At 63.4% G+C, this 17,494-nt stretch carries 16 protein-coding genes; 9 read left to right on the top strand and 7 right to left on the bottom strand.

Features of this window, described 5'->3' with window-relative positions:
• The first annotated feature begins 124 nt into the window (after nucleotides 1-124).
• Both BLU32_RS01575 and BLU32_RS01570 read left to right on the top strand, forming a co-directional pair.
• The gene (locus BLU32_RS01575) at nucleotides 125-763 is read left to right on the top strand and encodes a hypothetical protein (protein WP_157727443.1); all 639 of its coding nucleotides are present in this window, start codon (nucleotides 125-127) and stop codon (nucleotides 761-763) included.
• Between the two features lie 72 nt (nucleotides 764-835).
• Nucleotides 836-1,342, top strand: a complete 507-nt coding sequence (locus BLU32_RS01570) for a cytochrome c (RefSeq protein WP_093804679.1) — start codon at nucleotides 836-838, stop codon at nucleotides 1,340-1,342.
• A gap of 14 nt (nucleotides 1,343-1,356) precedes the next feature.
• On the opposite strand, the gene glcF is transcribed toward BLU32_RS01570, so the two are convergent.
• Nucleotides 1,357-2,715 carry a glycolate oxidase subunit GlcF gene (gene glcF, locus BLU32_RS01565; RefSeq protein ID WP_093804678.1) on the bottom strand — a complete coding sequence of 453 codons (1,359 nt, stop codon included), beginning with the start codon at nucleotides 2,713-2,715 and terminating at the stop codon, nucleotides 1,357-1,359.
• A gap of 147 nt (nucleotides 2,716-2,862) precedes the next feature.
• Here glcF and BLU32_RS01560 point away from each other — a divergent pair, with 147 nt between their 5' ends.
• Entirely contained in the window at nucleotides 2,863-3,501 is a 639-nt protein-coding gene (locus BLU32_RS01560; protein WP_093804677.1) for a hypothetical protein, read from the top strand.
• An 88-nt stretch (nucleotides 3,502-3,589) separates the two neighbouring features.
• On the opposite strand, the gene BLU32_RS01555 is transcribed toward BLU32_RS01560, so the two are convergent.
• Together BLU32_RS01555 and BLU32_RS01550 are read right to left on the bottom strand one after the other, a co-directional pair.
• Nucleotides 3,590-4,801 (bottom strand): FAD-binding protein, encoded by a 1,212-nt coding sequence (locus tag BLU32_RS01555; RefSeq protein WP_093804676.1) that lies wholly within the window; start codon nucleotides 4,799-4,801, stop codon nucleotides 3,590-3,592.
• A gap of 12 nt (nucleotides 4,802-4,813) precedes the next feature.
• On the bottom strand, nucleotides 4,814-6,310 hold the full coding sequence (locus BLU32_RS01550; protein ID WP_093804675.1) for an FAD-linked oxidase C-terminal domain-containing protein: 1,497 nt from the start codon (nucleotides 6,308-6,310) through the stop codon (nucleotides 4,814-4,816).
• A gap of 197 nt (nucleotides 6,311-6,507) precedes the next feature.
• Between BLU32_RS01550 and BLU32_RS01545 the strand changes: the two genes are divergently transcribed.
• The gene (locus BLU32_RS01545) at nucleotides 6,508-7,458 is read left to right on the top strand and encodes a LysR family transcriptional regulator (RefSeq protein WP_093804674.1); all 951 of its coding nucleotides are present in this window, start codon (nucleotides 6,508-6,510) and stop codon (nucleotides 7,456-7,458) included.
• Between the two features lie 159 nt (nucleotides 7,459-7,617).
• The gene (locus tag BLU32_RS01540; RefSeq protein ID WP_093804673.1) at nucleotides 7,618-8,019 is read left to right on the top strand and encodes a cytochrome c family protein; all 402 of its coding nucleotides are present in this window, start codon (nucleotides 7,618-7,620) and stop codon (nucleotides 8,017-8,019) included.
• Between the two features lie 134 nt (nucleotides 8,020-8,153).
• On the opposite strand, the gene BLU32_RS01535 is transcribed toward BLU32_RS01540, so the two are convergent.
• From BLU32_RS01535 to BLU32_RS01520, 4 genes are all read right to left on the bottom strand, one after another.
• Nucleotides 8,154-9,485 (bottom strand): DUF3422 family protein, encoded by a 1,332-nt coding sequence (locus BLU32_RS01535; RefSeq protein WP_093804672.1) that lies wholly within the window; start codon nucleotides 9,483-9,485, stop codon nucleotides 8,154-8,156.
• An 83-nt stretch (nucleotides 9,486-9,568) separates the two neighbouring features.
• Nucleotides 9,569-10,945, bottom strand: a complete 1,377-nt coding sequence (locus tag BLU32_RS01530; RefSeq protein WP_093804671.1) for a TRAP transporter large permease subunit — start codon at nucleotides 10,943-10,945, stop codon at nucleotides 9,569-9,571.
• Nucleotides 10,946-10,961: 16 nt separating this feature from the next.
• Entirely contained in the window at nucleotides 10,962-11,924 is a 963-nt protein-coding gene (locus BLU32_RS01525) for a TRAP transporter small permease subunit (protein ID WP_197673680.1), read from the bottom strand.
• A 326-nt stretch (nucleotides 11,925-12,250) separates the two neighbouring features.
• Complete coding sequence (locus BLU32_RS01520) at nucleotides 12,251-13,288, bottom strand: TRAP transporter substrate-binding protein (RefSeq protein ID WP_208976957.1); 1,038 nt, start codon at nucleotides 13,286-13,288, stop codon at nucleotides 12,251-12,253.
• A gap of 334 nt (nucleotides 13,289-13,622) precedes the next feature.
• On the opposite strand from BLU32_RS01520, the gene BLU32_RS01515 reads away from it, so the two are divergent.
• The 4 genes from BLU32_RS01515 (at nucleotide 13,623) to BLU32_RS01500 (ending at nucleotide 17,455) form a co-directional block, all read left to right on the top strand.
• Nucleotides 13,623-14,453, top strand: a complete 831-nt coding sequence (locus BLU32_RS01515) for an FCD domain-containing protein (protein ID WP_093804669.1) — start codon at nucleotides 13,623-13,625, stop codon at nucleotides 14,451-14,453.
• Complete coding sequence (locus BLU32_RS01510) at nucleotides 14,450-15,262, top strand: (Fe-S)-binding protein (RefSeq protein WP_093804668.1); 813 nt, start codon at nucleotides 14,450-14,452, stop codon at nucleotides 15,260-15,262. Before BLU32_RS01515 ends, BLU32_RS01510 begins: the two co-directional genes overlap by 4 nt.
• 76 nt (nucleotides 15,263-15,338) lie before the next feature.
• The gene (locus tag BLU32_RS01505; protein ID WP_093804667.1) at nucleotides 15,339-16,775 is read left to right on the top strand and encodes a LutB/LldF family L-lactate oxidation iron-sulfur protein; all 1,437 of its coding nucleotides are present in this window, start codon (nucleotides 15,339-15,341) and stop codon (nucleotides 16,773-16,775) included.
• Nucleotides 16,772-17,455, top strand: a complete 684-nt coding sequence (locus tag BLU32_RS01500; protein ID WP_093810433.1) for a lactate utilization protein — start codon at nucleotides 16,772-16,774, stop codon at nucleotides 17,453-17,455. Before BLU32_RS01505 ends, BLU32_RS01500 begins: the two co-directional genes overlap by 4 nt.
• Nucleotides 17,456-17,494 lie beyond the last annotated feature (39 nt).

Here is a 17,494-nt window from a genome sequence, read left to right as displayed (position 1 = left end):
CCTATAGTTCGCCCGTGCCAAACGCCTTTGGCAGCTTTACGCCATTATCGGGGGGCTTATGGCGATGGATGGGGCAGGCCGCGAAACCTCCGCGGCAGCAAATGATCTAAATGAGCAATCGGCATTGTCCGCAGGCGAGGTGCGCGCAGCGCTCGAACGCCTGCTGGCGGTTCCCGCTCTTGCGCGCGCGCCGAAAATCAGCCGCCTGCTTGTCTATCTCGTCGATGCCCATCTCGACGGAACGCCGGACACCTTGAGCGAATCGGCAATCGCCGCCGCGGTATTTGAGCAGCGGGACGACTTCAATCCGCGATCCAATCCGATCGTGCGGGTCAATGCCTCCAGGCTGCGCAACGTCCTGCGCAAACACTTCGAAGGCGCCGGGGCCACAGATCCGGTCAAGGTCCATCTTGCCAGGATCGGCTACACGCTCGAGATACGACGCACCTCCGTGATTCGCGCGCCCGACCCCGCCCTTCCGGCCGGGTCAGACGCCGGCTCAGCAACGAAGCCCGAAGGCTGGACCTCCACGGCGTTCAGCGATACGACCGCGACGGAAAAGTCCGCCAGTCCCCCGCCCCTCTCCCTGGCGACCCGCAAACCCTGGAACCGGCTTCGCGCGCCGGCCTCGCTCGGCACGGTGCTCGCCCTGGCGCTGGTGGTTTTGACGTGCAACGCATTCTACATCCGGTATGTGTACGGCGCGGGCAGCTCCTGCATCGTGACAGCCCCGGTGACCGCCAGCGCCCCCTTGCGAAACTGACAAAGGTCACGCACCCTTACGCTACGTCACTTATTCACGATCCGTGCCTTGCATGATGGAGCCCTTCAGCCGATGCGATCCAATCCTCTTTCGACATCCCGTCCAGCAGCCGCACACCGTGGGGCAGCGCGCATCGGAGCCGGCATCCTTGCCGCAACCCTTGCCCTCGCCTCACTTTCGGCGATCGCCCATCAGGGAGCGACGGGAATCGTCAAGGAGCGCATGGACACCATGTCGGCGATCGCCAAGAACATGAAGGCCCTTGCCGCCATGGTGAAGACCGGTGCGGTGGATGCGGATGCGGCAAAGGAGATCGGCGCCCGGGTGGCGGACCATGCCCGCCTCTTCCCCACGCAGTTTCCGAAAGGAAGCCTTTCGCAAAAAAGCGAAGCGCGGGAAGAGATCTGGACGGATTTCCCCGATTTCGAAGCCAAGTCCGATGCGCTGGTCGTGGCCGCGTCCGACCTCGCAGAAAGCGACTCCGACGATCTCGACCGCGGCACCCTGGGTCAGGCGCTGAAAAGCATGGGCAAGACCTGCAAGGCCTGCCACGAAAGCTATCGCCTCAAGAAAAACTGAGGCCGGGACCCGCGCTACTCGGCCGCTTCCAGTTCCTGTCGTCTCACCCGGCGTGCGAGCGGTGTCTCGACAAGCGTCGCCGGCACGGGGCCTCCATACACCCAGTCGAGCAGTTCAACCGTGTGCACCACGGGAAGCTGCGTGCCGCCGCCGATTTGCGTCATGCAGCCGATGTTGCCGGTGGCGACGAGATCCGGCACGGTCGCTTCGATGTTCGCCACCTTGCGGTCGCGGAGTTGTCGCGCCAGATCCGGCTGGAGAATGTTGTAGGTGCCGGCCGATCCGCAGCACAGATGCCCTTCCGGCACGTCGCGCACCGCAAAACCGGCCGCCTTCAGCAGATCCTTGGGCTGTCGCGTGATCTTCTGCCCGTGCTGCATCGAACAGGCGGAGTGATAGGCGACCGTGAGATCGGGCAGGCGCTCCGTCGTCCCCAGCGACAGGGTTGCAAGATACTCGGTGATATCCTTGGCAAGGGCGGAGACCCGCGCCGCCTTTTCCGCATAGGCGGGATCGCCGCGCAGCATGAAGCCGTAATCCTTCACTGTCGTGCCGCAGCCCGACGCGGTGATCAGGATCGCGTCGAGACCGCCCGCCTCGATTTCCGCGCTCCAGGCATCGACGTTGCGCCGCGCATCGGCGAGCGCGCGCTCCTCCTTGCCCATGTGATGAACGAGCGCGCCGCAACAGCCCTCTCCCTTCGGCAACACCACCTCGATACCCTTGCGGGTCAGCAGACGGATCGTCGCCTCGTTGATATGCGGAGCGAGAACCGGCTGGGCGCAGCCGGACAGAAGCGCGACGCGGCCCGCGCATGCCGGCGTTTCGGCCGGAAAGGTCGCGGGTCCTTCCATGCGAGACCGCGCAGGCGCACGGGCCGGCGCAAGCTCCAGCATCGCACCCATCTGCTTCAGCGGCCCGCCGGCGGCCTTCAAGACCCCGGCGAAGGGGCGCGCGAAAAAGGCGGCGATCAGCGACAGCCGGAACCGGCCGGGCCTCGGCAGCACGAAGGCCAGAAGCTCGCGCAGCGCCCGGTCGGCGAGCGGCCTGCGATAGGTCTGCTCTATGTGGGTCCGGGCATGGTCGACCAGATGCATGTAGTGCACCCCGGACGGGCAGGTCGTCATACAGGACAGGCAGGACAGACAGCGGTCGATATGCTTGACCGTGCGCGCATCGGCCGGACGGTCGTTTTCCAGCATTTCCTTGATCAGATAGATCCGCCCGCGCGGGCTGTCGAGTTCATCGCCGAGAAGCGCGAACGTCGGGCAGGTGGCCGTGCAAAAGCCGCAGTGCACGCATTTGCGCAGAATTTTCTCGGATTCCGCGACATGCGGATCGGCCAGCTGGTGAATCGAGAAATGCGTCTGCATCCGACCCGGCTCCTCTTCCATCGACGATTGTAGCGTTCCGGCTAACATGAACGCCGGATTGAGATCTGCGTCACAGTCCGTTCAGGCAGCCTGCTTTAAACCCTCACCCCAAGGCGAGGCACACACAAACGCCTTGGAGTTTTCGACATGAACACGACATTCAAGATCCTGATCGCATCGACGCTCTTGGTTTCTCTCGCTTCCGCGGCTTCGGCCAAGGACTGGATCGAAACCGTGAAACTCACGAAAGACGGCATCGACGCCGTCCCGATCGAAGTCTCCGCCAACGCCGGCGGCTACACCAGTATCAAGAGTTCCAGCCACCGGTTCCTGATGAAGCTCCATGCCCGCGCGACCAGTGGCGAGCGCATCGTCGCGATGAAAATCGGCGCGTTCAAGGGCGTGCGCTACTTCGAAAGCGACGGCGGGCACTGGAGCCGGTCCTTCGCCAACCGCGATGTCGGCGCGGGCAAGAAGCGCACCGTCAGCCTCAATGCCAACCCGGTGGTCCCGACGGCCAAGATCGCCTGGCAGGGTCCGTCGCCGAAGCAGGTATGCGAGGCCAACCTCGCCAACCGGAGGGCCAAGGGCATGCGCAGGTCCGAAGTTCTCTCCAAGTCGTGGACCGTCAGCGCGCACGCCTATTTCGAACTCGACGCGGTTGCGGCGCGCAAGAACAAGGCAAAGAACAACAAGTGGTCGATCAAGAACACCACCAACCAGCGCGACGGCATGACCTACAAAGTGCCGGTCAAATGCAACGCCGGGCTCAAGAAGAACTCCTGACAGGCCCAGGGCATGCAGCGCCCCGGGACCGGCGACATGCGCCTCCCGGGGTGTTTGCAGATGAACAGCCGCGAAAAGCGTCATATCCTCACGACCCCATTCGACCGGGATTGAGAATCCCGTGAGGATCGAACTGCGCCTTGATGCGGGCCGAGAGCGCGGCAAGCGCCGACGGCTGCGGCTGGAACACCTCGATGGAAGACCGCACCGGCGCGGGCGCGCGCACCAGCATCGCATGCCCGCCGCCGACAACCTCAACCGCTGCACGCACCGCTTCTGCCTGCGGTTCCTTGTCGGACAGCGCCAGCCAGACCAGCCCGCCCGACCAATCGAAATAGGCGCGGCACGACAGCTCCGCCTGAACACGTGCGATGAACTCCGCGCCCGCCGTCGGAGCGACAGAGATCCGCCAGACGTGTTCCTCCGTTCCCGCGAAGGCCCGGCAGTCCCGCACGTCACGCCAGAGCGCGCGCGAGGCTTCGGCGTCGAGGCGCGAAACCGTCCCGCTGTCGCGCAACAGGGTCTTGAGGGCGCCGAAGCGATAGTCGACCGAGGTGGCAAAGCCTTCCAGGCGCAGCAGGGTCGCCGACCCGTTCAGCGCATGACCTTGCGTCGCCAGCGTTGCGGCAATGTCGGGCGGAAGATGCGCGGCTGCGGAGACCTCCGCGGACGATCCCATCGCCGCGGTCATGGCCTGCGTTGCCTCGCTCGCGTTCAACCCGGAGATGAGGAAGGTCGCCTCGGTCTCCGCCTTCGGCTGAACCTTCAGCGTGATCCGGGTCGCGACGGCAAGCGTTCCCCAGGACCCGGTCAGCGTGCGCGGCAGGTCGTAGCCGGTCACGTTCTTCACAACGCGGCCGCCCGACTTGAAGATCTCGCCCCGGCCCGAGACCGCTTCCATCCCGAGAATATGATCGCGCGCGGCGCCGAATTTCAGCCGCTTGGAACCGGCAAGATTGGCGCCGATCATTCCGCCCACGGTGCCCGCGCCCGGCGCCTGAGCAAGCAGCGGCCCATAGTCGATCGGATCGAACGCGAGCTCCTGATTGTGCTCCTCAAGCGCCGCTTCGATCTCGGCCAGCGGCGTTCCGGCGAGCGCGGAGATCACAAGTTCGGCCGGCTCGTAGAGCGCAATGCCGGAAAGGCCGGAGAGATCCAGCGCATGCCCGGCCTGAACCGGACGGCCGAGCACCCGTTTCGAACCGGTGCCGAGAACCTCAAGCGGATGTTGTTCGGCAGCCGCCCATTGCACGGCCTCGCGAACCTCTTCCGCGCTGCGCGGTGACAGTCTGTCTGACATCAACTGTGGCCCTTAAAAGCGGGGAATGTCGGGAAACGGCAATTGCCCCTTGTGCACATGCATGCGGCCGAGCTCGGCGCAGCGGTGCAGCACGGGGAAGACCTTTCCCGGATTGAGCAACTGCTTGGGATCGAAAGCGCATTTGACCCGTTGCTGCTGCTTCAGATCGTCCTCGGAAAACATCTCCGGCATCAGGTCGCGCTTTTCGATACCGACACCATGCTCGCCGGTGAGCACACCGTCGAACTCAACGCACAGCCGCAGGATATCGGCGCCGAAGGCTTCGGCCGCCTCAAGCTGCCCCGGCTGGTTGGCATCATAGAGAATGAGCGGATGCAGGTTGCCGTCGCCGGCATGAAAGACGTTGGCGCAGCGCAGACCGTGTTTCTCGCCGAGCGCACGCATGCGCGTCAGCACCTCGGGCAGGGCCTTGCGCGGGATCGTGCCGTCCATGCACAGATAGTCGGGCGAAATGCGCCCGACCGCCGGAAAGGCCGCCTTGCGACCCGCCCAGAACGTATTGCGCTCCTCCTCGCTGGTGGAGACGCGCAGGGAGCTCGCCTTGTTGCGCCTGGCGATGGCCTCGATCTCGCCGAGCAGATAGTCGACCTCCGCTTCCGGCCCGTCGAGTTCGACAATCAGCAGCGCACCGGCATCGCGTGGGTAACCGGCATTGACGAAATCCTCCGCCGCGTTGATCGCCAGTTCGTCCATCATCTCCATGCCGCCGGGAATGATACCGGCTGCGATGATGTCGGCAACACACTGGCCGCCGTCCTCGCTGGTGGGAAAACCGATCAACGCGGCACGCGCCGTCTCCGGCTTTTGCAGGATGCGCACCGTGACCTCGGTAACGACGCCCAGAAGCCCTTCGGAGCCCGTCATCAGGGCGAGAATGTCATAGCCTTCGCTGTCGAGGTGCTTGCCGCCGAGCCGGATCACCTCGCCCGTTACGAGCACCATTTCCAGCCCGAGCACATTGTTGGTGGTCAGCCCGTATTTCAGGCAATGCACGCCACCGGAGTTTTCCGCGATGTTGCCGCCGATGGAACAGGCGATCTGGGAGGACGGATCCGGCGCATAGTAAAAGCCGAGATGCTCCACCGCCCGGGTGATGCCGAGGTTCGTCACACCCGGCTGCACGACGGCGACGCGATTGGCGGCGTCGATATCCAGCGTCCGGTTGAACTTCATCATCGAAAGGAGCACGCCGTCGCCGACGGGAAGCGCTCCGCCCGACAGCGATGTTCCCGCCCCGCGCGGCACGACCTTGACGCTGTTTTCATGGCAATAGCGCAGAACGGCGGACACCTGTTCCACGGTCTCCGGAAGGACGACAACAAGCGGAAGCTGCCGATAGGCCGTCAGTGCATCGCTTTCATAGGCGCGCATCTCGACGGCGGCGTCAATCACACCCTCGCCGGGGACAAACCGCTTGAGAGCCGCCACGATCTCCGCACGCCGCTCCAACACGTCGCTGTCGGGCCTGGGCATGACTATCCCGCTCATCAAGCGATCCTTCCTCATTCACTTTTGCTGTGACGAAAACAAATCCGCCCGCTTTTTATGCGCGTACACACTCAATAGACAACAGTATGGGCATTTACCGGGCTGCGTCGAGCGTGTGTGTGACTGCAAATTTGGCAGATGGAACGGTGTCCATAAATCGTTGAAGGCAGAGAAAAACCAATTCCGGTGCGTTGAAAATGAGCAGTTTTCCCGACATGGAAATCTTCGCGCGGGTCGTGGGAGCCGGGAGCATGTCCGCGGCCGGACGGGAGATGGGTCTCTCGCCCGCGGTCGTCTCGAAACGACTCAGGCGCCTTGAAGACCGACTTGGTACACGGCTTTTGCAGCGGACCACCCGCCAGCTCGCTCTTACGGAGGCCGGCCAAGGGTACTACAAGCGCGTGGTTGCGATCCTCGCGTCGGTGGAAGAGGCGGAAGCCTTCGTCACGCGTCGCTCCGCGATGGCGCGCGGCACTTTGAAGGTCAGTGCGCCAACATCCTTCGGGCGCATGCACATCGCGCCGCATCTGGCGGCGTTTCTCGCCGACAACCCCGATCTTTCGGTCAATCTCGACCTCTCCGACGAACTCATCGACATTGTCGGCGAGGGCTATGACCTGGCCATTCGCATAGCCGAACTGGAGGACAGCAGCCTCGTGGCACGCCGCCTTGCGCCGGTCCACCGCATCCTGTGCGCCGCCCCCGACTACCTGAAACGCGCCGGGGCGCCGACCTCCGTCGAAGACCTTCAGGCCAATCACGCGTGCCTGGCAACGACCCAACAGGACGTCTGGCGGCTGTCGGGCCCGCAAGGCACCGAAATGCTGCGAACCGGCGGACCGATCCGTACGAACTCGAGCGAAGTGGTGCGCGAGTCGCTCCTCGCCGGTCTCGGTGTGGCGCTGCGCTCCACCTGGGATATCGGACCGGAACTGCGGGAAGGCAAACTCCGGATTGTCCTGCCCCAGTATCGCGCTTCCAAGAACGTCGGCCTGCATGCCGTCTATCCCAGCAGGCGCTTTCTGCCCGCAAAGGTGCGGGTTTTCATCGATTTCCTCGCCAAACTCTATGGGCCGGCCCCCTATTGGGATCAGGGGCTGGACGACTGGCTGACCTTGCCGGAGGCAGAGGCGGCTGCCGCGGAATGACCGTGTGCCAGCCGCATTCTTGCGGAAATCAAATGCGACAAAGTGCCCGTCAGGGGTGACGTCGTAAAAGATCGTGCTAGTGTTCGCCGGTATTGAACACAGGTTTTCGGACACGATCGGTCCCACCTGTTGCACACGAGAATCTCGGGAGAGAAACTTATGAAACGTCTTATGTTGCTTGCTGGAGCTGCCGTCCTGGCCATGTCCGCGAACGCAATTGCCGCGGAAGGTGACGCAGCCGCCGGCGAGAAAGTGTTCCGCAAGTGCAAGGCCTGTCATGCTGTCGGAGAGGGCGCCCGCAACAAGGTCGGTCCGCAACTGAACGGCATCGTCGGCCGCGAGGCTGCAAGCGTCGAAGATTACCGGTACTCCAAGGCGGCAGAAGAGCATGCCTCGGAGACCGGCGAATGGGAACCTGAAGAGATTTTCGCCTACCTCGAGGATCCGAGCGAATTCCTTGGCGGTCGCTCGAAGATGGCCTTCAAGCTGCGCAAGGAAGACGACCGCAACGATGTCATCGCCTATCTTGCCCAGTTCAACGCCGACGGCACCATGAAGTGACGTCGTCCGCCTTGGGCGGAAGGGTATGAAGGTTTCGAGGCCGGGCATCTGTCCGGCCTCTTTCTTTGTCCGGCCCCTGCTCCGGGTCACACCGACAGCCGGGGCCAGAACCGATTACCGGGAAAAATGCCGCCTCACTCATCCCCCTCGCGCTCGTCATGATGACGGCGGATGCGGCGTACGAACAAGAACACCGTGATCAGGACCAGGGGGACGGCAATTCCGGTCATCACGCCCTGGGATGGCAGAAAGGCGCCGACGGGACTGTCGGCGAGCGCCTTGGCCAGATACGCAAAAAGACCGACGACATAATAGCTCACGGCGGCAACGGACAGGCCCTCAACGGTCTGCTGCAGGCGAAGTTGCAGCCGCGCCCGCCGGTTCATCCCGGCAAGCTGGCCCCGGTTTTGTTCCTGCAGCTCCACGTCAACGCGGGTGCGCAACAGCGTTGCCGCACGCGCCAGTTTGCGCGACAGGTTGGCTTGTCGCGTTTCCAGCGTTTCGCAGGTGCGCATGGCCGGCGCCAGCCGCCGGGTCAGGAACTGCGTGAAGGTGAAATGCCCGTCGCGCGACTGCTCGCCCAATGCCTCCAGACGCTGCTTCACGATCAGATAATAGGCGCGGCTGGCTCCCAGGCGATAGGCGCTCGCCGCCGCGCCCGCCTCCAGATCGGCCGCAAGCCGCGTCAGTTCGTCGAGCAGCAGCCGGTTCGCTTCGAGCCCCTCGCTGGCACGCATGCGTTCCGCGATGCCAAGCAGCCCGGCCTCGATGATCGAGACCTTCGGCGCCTGCCGGTTCGCCTCCGTCAGGCCGAGCATGGCGAACGTGCGGTAGGTCTCCAGCTCCAGAAGCCGCTGGGTCAAAGCGCCCGCCTGCACCTGGTTCAGGGTCCTGTCGCCGATCACGATGCGGGTCAGTCCGTCCCGGTCCTGACGAAAGTCTGTGGCAATGATCGCTGCCTGCTGATCGACATCGGACACCGAAAGGCTGGTCTGGTCGAACCGGTCGAACTGGCGCTGGAAGGCAGCGCTGTCCGCCCGAAGGAAGTCGCAACGCACCGCGACCATGAGCGGCCCGGGCGCGCGAAACCGCGCACCAAAGGGATGGTCCGGCGGTTCGCCACCCGACGCATCCGTGTCATCCAGCGGCCCGTCCCAGGTGTAGGTGATGAACTCGCCATGCCGTTCGCGACGCAACACGCTCTCGCCAATGCGCACAAGATGATGGCGCGAGGCCGCGCCCGGTCCCTGTTCACCGACCGACTGGCAATAGCGGCCGAACCAGTCGCGGTCAGCCTCCGCCGCCGCCTCGTCAGCGATAAAGCCATAGCGCAGAAAAACCCTTGGCCCCGACAGCGGATGAAACGGCCGCGCATGCACCTCGCCGATCACCAGCGCCCGGGCCGGATGCGCCTCGAAGGCAGGAAGGCCGCTGCCACGCGCGCCGCTATCCTCGGTTTCAGACATCGCTGCCGCCCATCTTGAATTGACGGCGGCCGGAAACCATCCGGCCGCTTCCGCTCTCACGGCATTACGTCACGCGTGAGCCCTCAAAGCAATGCGTTGGGAAGCCACAGGACGATGCCCGGAAACAGCATGCACAAGGCGAGGCCGATGAGCTGCAGAAGCACGAAGGGAATGATGCCCTTGTAGATCTGCTGAATGGTCACCCCGGGAGGCGCCACCCCCTTCATGTAGAACAGCGCGAAGCCGAAGGGCGGCGTCAGGAAGGAGGTTTGCAGGTTGGTCGACACCAGAATGGTGAACCAGATGAGCGCGACCTCGTTGACGCCCTCGAACCCCGCGAGATGCGCGCCGAAATCGAGTTTTGCAACGATCGGGCCGAAGACCGGCAGGACGATCAGCGTGATCTCGACCCAGTCGAAGAAGAAGCCGAGGAAGAAGACCATGCCCATCAAAACGAACAAGATGCCCCACGACCCAACGCCGGCCCAGGCGATGAACTCGTCGATCAGGACCTCGCCGCCCAGCCAGCGGAAAACAAGCGAAAAGCAGGTGGCGCCAAGGAAGATGCCAAAGAGCATCGCGGTCGTCAGCGCCGACCGGTGGCACACATCCCGCAAGACAGTGAACGCAAGCTTGCGATTGAGGATCGCCAGAAGGGTCGCGCCGACCGCGCCGACGCCCGCAGCTTCCGTGGGCGTTGCAATACCGGCAAAGATCGACCCCAGCACGATCATGATCAGGAAGACCGGCGGCACGAAGCTCTTCAGGATCATCACCCAGAATTCCGCGCGTGTCTTTGGCCCGATATCGTCGGGAAGCGGCGGCGCGAGCTGTGGCTTGAAATGGCACAGAACGAGGATGTAGACCGCATAGAGGGTCGCCAGCAGAAGCCCCGGGATGATGGCGGCGACGAACACCGTGCCGACGGGGATCGACATCAGATCCGACATGATCACCAGCATGATCGATGGCGGAATGAGAATGCCGAGCGTTCCCGAAGAGGCAATGGTGCCGGTCGCCAGCGGAATGTTGTAGTTGCGCTCCAGCATGACGGGAAGCGCCAGCAGGGTCATCATCACCACCGAGGCACCGATGATGCCGGTGGTGGCCGCCATGATGGTGCCCATCAGCGTGACAGACAGCGCAAGACCGCCGGGCACGCGACGGGTCAGGACCTGCAGGCAGTTGAGCAGGTCCTTGGCGACGCCGGATTTCTCCAGCATCGTGCCCATGAAAATGAACATCGGAATGGCGACGAGGACCGGGTTCTCCATCGTCGAACCGAAGATGCGGTTCGGAATGATCACCAGCCGCGCGACGTTGAATGCGTCCAGTTCCTGCGCGAGGAAGGCAAAGCCGAGACCGACCCCGCCGAGAATGAAGGCAACGGGGAAACCGGTGAACAGCAAGAGCCCGAGCGCCAGGAACATGAAGACCGGCAGAAGTTCCACAAATGTCATGGTGCGTTTTCCCCGATCAGTCCGTTATCGGGCCCTTGATGGCCACGTCTTCCGGCAGATCCGCGTGATGGGTACCGGCATAATCGCCGGCGCGTTCGTTGAGGTAGGTGGGGCCGAACAGATAGACGACGCAGCGGAACGCGGCCGACAGTCCGGCCGTGAACAGGAGCGCGAAGCCGAACGGCAGCATCGCCTTGATGATCCAGCGGTGGGTAAGACCAGTCTGCGCCGCCGACACCTCGCCGATCCTGTAGGAATTGTTTGCAAAGACCCAGCCGAACTCGACGATCAGGTAACAGTAGGTAAGCAGGAAGCAAACGACGCCGATCAGCTCCATCCACACCCGCGAGCGCTGCGCCATGCGGTCACGCACCAGTTCGATGCGCACATGTGCGTCATAACGGTAGGCAAACCCGAGACAAAGCAGGAACAGCACGGCATGCAGATGCCACTCGAGTTCCTGCAGCTTGGTGCTGTCGAAGTAGAAGACGGAATCGATGATGTTGTTGTCGAAGTCCAGCATCTTGCGCTGGCTGACGTCGTAGAAGATCACGATCATCATTGGAACGAACAGCCAGGACGCCAGCTTGCCGACGCCGTTGACGACCGTGTCGAAATCGTCGGACGCCCCCAGCATCGTCTCGCAGGATTGCGGCGCGTTTCGGCGAACCATCACCAGCGTCAGGGCCAGGACGGCGAGCGCGCCGATCAGGCCGGACATGCCGTCGTAGAACTTGAAGAAGCGTTTCGGGTTGACGTCCGCCATCTGCAGGATGGCCGAAAACCCGTCCGGCGCGATCGCGAAGGCAAAGATCGTGAACACCATGCCGGCGATCACCACGGACAACCGAGCACGGGCGAATCCGCCGATCACGCAAAGCACGAAGCCGACGATGCACAGGACATAGGCCGGCACGCCGACCCCAACCAGCCCGAGCGCCGCCAGGGCGATACCGATCAAACACAGCAGCGTTGACATGAAAGGCTCTTCTCCCGGATCGAGACAACCGAGCCCGCGGGACACCGCGGAACCGTCTGGATGAAGGCATTTTGAACATCCCATCCTGCCCCGAAGCAGCAGACAACGAAAGACGGGAAACAGGAAAAGGGAAAACCGTACCGCCAGCCCGGGATCGCATGGGCCGTCGTGACAGCAAACAGAGACGACACCCGGTCGCGCCCGGCCTCGCAGTCATCTACGGACCTGCGCGTGCGAACACGACCGCCCGGCATGCGCACGCCCCGCAGATCCCGAAGGGAAGCGCAGGGCGTGCGCAAATCACGCGATAGCCGGTTTCTCGCCGCTTACTTGAGGTAGCCGAGCTCCGACCAACCTTCGTATTGGGCGCGGAATTCAGTCAGCGATTCCCAAACCTTTGCGAAGTTCGGGTTGGCTGCCTTTTCTTCCTCGACCACTTCGAGCCAGGCGCTGCGCAACGTATCGAGGATCGCCGGATCCCAGGTCTTGATGTTGACGCCCTTTTCCTTCAGTTCCGCGATCGCGGCCGGCTGGATCGCCTCGCCCTCGGCAATGCCGTAGGTGATGTTGGCGTCGCAAACGGTCTCGAACACGGCCTTGGTCTGGTCGTCAAGCGCGTCCCACTCGTCCTTGTTCAGCATCAGCTCGAAAATCGTCGACTGCTGGTGCCAGCCCGGGAAGTAGTAATATTTGGCAACCTGGTAGAAGCCGAGCTTGAGGTCGATCGCCGGCATGGAGAATTCCGTCGCGTCGATCGTTCCAAGCTCAAGCGCGGGGAAGATGTCGCCGCCAGCCAGAAGCTGCGTGGAAACACCGAGCTTCTGCATCACCTTGGCGCCAAGGCCGAAGAAACGCATCTTCAGGCCCTTGAGATCGTCCACGGAGTTGATCTCGTTGCGGAACCAGCCCGAAGCCTCGGGCGCGATGACGGCGCAGGCGAGAGACTTGATGCCGTAGGACGCATAGATTTCGTCGAACAGCTCGTTACCGCCGCCGAACTTCATCCAGGCGATATATTCGGACGCGCGCGGACCGAAGGGAACCGCCGCGAAAAGCGCAAGCGAGGTATCCTTGCCGGTCCAGTAACCCGGCGTCGACCAACCGGCCTGCACCGCGCCGGACGCGACCGCGTCGAATGTCTCAAGAGCGGGAACGATCGCCCCCGGCTCCTGGAACTTCAGATTGATCGAACCGCCGGATACCGCCGTGAGGCGCTCCGACAGGACCTTTCCGAGCGTACCGAGCTGCGTGAGCGACCCCGGATACGTCGACTGCATGTCCCAATTGAGTTCGTCCAGCGCCATGGCGGGCGCCACGGTCGCAAGGGACGCCGTTACGGCAATTGCTGATAAAATCTTTTTCACTGCACCTGTCCTCCCATCAAAAAGGCTTGCCGGAGAGAGTCCCCCGACAGTTCCCCAGCGTGACATATCTCAATATCACGCCCTCACAGAAACGATGTCTTCCTCTCGCCTGCTGCGGGCAACTGCCAACACACGAATTTGTCGGCGTTGCCATCTTTGTGCAACCGAGGGAATCGGCCTCCCAACCGAGACAACCGCTTCAGTTCGACTGGATAACAATATTGACCACTCAACGCAACACGGAATAGATTGCCGGGAGAAAGACTCGCGCAAAGCATCTCATGTTGCGATGCAATAATTACTTGGCCGCACTGCAATAAAATCGAACGGAAAAATGGTATTCCGAAAGATCCAGCACAATCGCACGGCAGATGCGGTTGTCGATCAGGTTGAAGAACTCATTCTCCAGGGCGTGTTGCGGCCTGGCGATCGCCTGCCGTCCGAACGCGAGTTGGCAAAGAAAGTGGACGTTTCGCGCCCGATCCTGCGCGACGCTCTCAAGACGCTGGAAGAACGCGGGCTGCTGGCAACGCGGCACGGCGGCGGCACCTTCGTCGCGGACGTGATCGGCACGGTCTTTTCGGATGCGGTGGTCGAGCTCGTGCGCCGTCATCCCCCGGCGATCGCGGATTATCTCGAGTATCGTCGGGAAATCGAACGGACAACCGCACGGTTCGCGGCGCTCAGGGCAACGGAAGCCGACCGGGAAATCATCACCCGCATTTTCCAGGCGATGGAACGGGCCCACGAACAGGCGGACTTCGGCGAGGAAGCCGAACTCGATGTCGAGTTTCACCAGGCCATCGGTGAAAGCGCCCACAACATCGTCCTTTTGCACACGCTGCGCTCCTGCTACCGGCTTCTCGCCGACGGCGTCTTTTACAATCGGGCACAGCTCTACCGGTATCCGGGCTCGCGCGAGCGGTTGCTGTGTCAGCACCGCGCCATCTACAGTGCTGTGATGAACGGCGATCCGGCGGCCGCCACCGAAGCGGCCAGCGCGCATATAGACTACGTCGAGCAGGTGGTACATGAAGTCGCGCGCGCAGGCGACTGGAACAGTGTGTCGGCCATGCGCCTGGAGCAAAGGCTCGATACAAAGCAGGACGATACGCGGCGACGGCGTACCACCCGCCGCTCCACAGAGGAAGTGACGACCCCATGACAGCATCCGCGCCGCAGGACGCGCCCTCTTCCGCAGGCGAAAGCGCGGCGGCAAGGCCGCGTGTCGGCCTTTTCGTGACCTGCCTTGTCGACCTGTTCCGGCCCAGCGTCGGGTTTGCCGCCGTCAAGCTGATGGAGGACGCCGGTTGCGCGGTCGAGGTGCCGGCGGCCCAGACCTGTTGCGGGCAACCCGCCTTCAACTCCGGTGACCGCGACGACACGCGCGACATCGCCGCATCCGCCATCCGTGCCTTTGAGGGGTACGACTATGTGGTTGCGCCCTCCGGGTCCTGCGCCGGAATGCTGAAGAAGCACTATGTCGAGCTGTTCGAGAATGACCCGGCGATGAAGGAGCGCGCGGAGGCCTTTTCCGCAAAGGTGTTCGAGCTTGTCAGTTTCCTCACCGACGTGCTCGGCGTGTCCTCCGTCGCGGCGCGGTTCAAGGGCACCGCGACCTATCACGACAGCTGCTCGGGCCTGCGCGAACTCGGCATTCAAGACCAGCCGCGCAAACTGCTCGACACCGTTGCCGGGCTGGATCTCAAGGAAATGCACGACAGCGACGTGTGCTGCGGCTTCGGCGGAACGTTTTGCGTCAAATACCCCGATATCTCCAACAAGATCGTCGGGGAAAAGACCAGGACCATCGCCGAGACCGGGGCAGACGTGCTTCTGGCCGGCGACCTCGGCTGCCTGATGAACATGGCCGGCAAGCTGAAACGCGAAGGCGCGACCATCGAGGCCCGGCACGTGGCGGAAGTGCTTGCCGGCATGACCGATCAGCCGGCGATCGGCGGCGGCGGACGCTAGCCGCCTGCTGTTCCCGGCGAACGGGTTAATGGGTGAACCCAGCCCATCCCAGGCGGCTCGAAGGAGCGAAGCGAAGATGCAGATCACATCGCCCGATTTCAAGCAGAATGCCCGCTCGGCGCTGGACGATGCGCCGCTTCAGCGCGCGCTTGGAAATGTGCGCAAGGGCTTTATCGAGAAACGCGCCAAGGCGAGCGCCGCCCTGCCGGAGTTCGACCAGCTGCGCGACAATGCGCGTGACATAAAAGATCACGTGCTGGCGCATCTCGACCTCTATCTCGAGGCTTACGCCGAAAAGGTGGAAGCAGCGGGCGGTCATGTCCACTGGGCGGAAACGGCGGAAGACGCGCGCCGGATCATTCTCGAGATCTGCCGCGAGAAAGACGCCCGCACGGTGACCAAGGGCAAGTCGATGATCACCGAGGAAATCGGTCTCAACGACTTTCTCGAGGAGAACGCCGTCGCACCGGTGGAAACCGACCTTGGCGAATACATCATTCAGCTTCGCGGCGAACACCCGAGCCACATCATCGCCCCGGCGGTTCATGTCAACCAGGACCAGGTGGAAGCGGATTTTCGCCGGGTGCACACCCATCTCGATCCGTCACGCAACCTGGAAGAGCCAACCACGCTGCTCAGCGAGGCACGCGCCGTGCTGCGCGAGAAGTATTTCGAGGCGGACGTCGGGATCACCGGCGCCAATTTCCTGATCGCCGAGACCGGCACATCGGTCATCGTCACCAACGAGGGCAACGGCGATCTCACCCAGAACCTGCCCAAGACCCACGTCGTCGTTGCGTCGATCGAGAAGATCGTCCCGACGCTCGAAGACGTGTCGCAGATCCTGCGGGTGCTGGCGCGCTCGGCGACCGGACAGGACATGTCTGTCTACACGACCTTTTCAACCGGACCCAAGCGCGACATCGACCCCGACGGGCCGGAAGACTATCACGTCGTTCTGCTCGACAACGGGCGCTCGTCGATGCTCGGCAGCGACTTCCAGGACATGCTGCGCTGCATCCGCTGCGGCGCCTGCATGAACCATTGCCCCGTCTATCACGCGGTCGGCGGCCATGCTTACGGCTGGGTCTATCCCGGCCCGATGGGCGCGGTGCTGACCCCGTCGCTGATGGGGGTCGACCAGTCGGGCCACCTGCCGAACGCCTCGACGTTCTGCGGGCGCTGCGAGAGCGTATGTCCGATGCGCATTCCGCTGCCGAAGATGATGCGACACTGGCGCGAGCGCGAGTTCTCGAGAAACCTCACGCCGGCGACCGCCCGCTACGGACTTGCCGCCTGGGCGTTCTTCGCCAAGCGCCCGGCGCTTTACAAGGCCGCGACACGGGTCGCAATGGCGGTTCTCGGGCGGCTGGGGCGCAGCAAGGGGCGCTTTTCGGCAATGCCGCTTGCCGGCGGCTGGACCAAGTACCGCGACCTTCCGGCCCCAGAGGGAGAGACCTTCCACGCGCAATGGGCCAAGGCGCAATCGGCAAAGCGGAGGACCGCGGCATGAGCGACGCCCGAAGCGCCATCCTTGCCAAGATGCGCAGCGCCATGGGCCGCAAGGCCGACGATGTCGACCGCAAGGCGGCCGTTGCCGACCGGCTGCAAAGGAGCCCGCGCGGCCCGATCCCCGATCGAGGCCAGGTGGAGGGCGCGGAGCGTACTGCGCTCTTCCAGAAGATGGCGGAAGCCGTGCAGGCGAGCGTTTCCCATGTCCCGGCGCGCGAAGGCGTTCCGGAGGCGGTCGCCGATTACCTGAAATCCAAGAACCTGCCCGCAACCGCGCGCATGGGCGACGATGCCAGGCTGGCCGACATGCCGTGGTCGGCACAAAAGCACATGGAAATCCTGAAAGGCCGGGCGGAGAACGCCGATCTCGCCACCGTCTCGCATGCGCTCGGCGGCGTCGCGGAGACGGGCACGCTTATGCTCGTGTCCGGGCCCGACAATCCGACAACGCTCAATTTCCTACCCGAGCACCATATCGTCGTTCTGGAGGAAGCCGACATCGCCGGCGACTATGAAAGCGTGTGGGCGCGCATTCGCCAGCGCTTCGGCAAGGGCGTGATGCCGCGCACGGTGAACATGATCACCGGCCCGTCGCGTTCCGCCGACATCGAGCAGACGCTGCTTCTCGGCGCCCATGGGCCGCGCGCGCTGCACATCGTCATCGTCGACAAGAACGCGTGAGGCCCTTACGGCATCGCGGACAGGCTTCCGGTTGCGACC

Source organism: Stappia sp. ES.058 (assembly GCF_900105595.1).
GTDB lineage: Bacteria > Pseudomonadota > Alphaproteobacteria > Rhizobiales > Stappiaceae > Stappia.
Note: the sequence above shows the minus strand (reverse complement) of the source record. Positions and strands in the feature narration are given on the sequence as shown.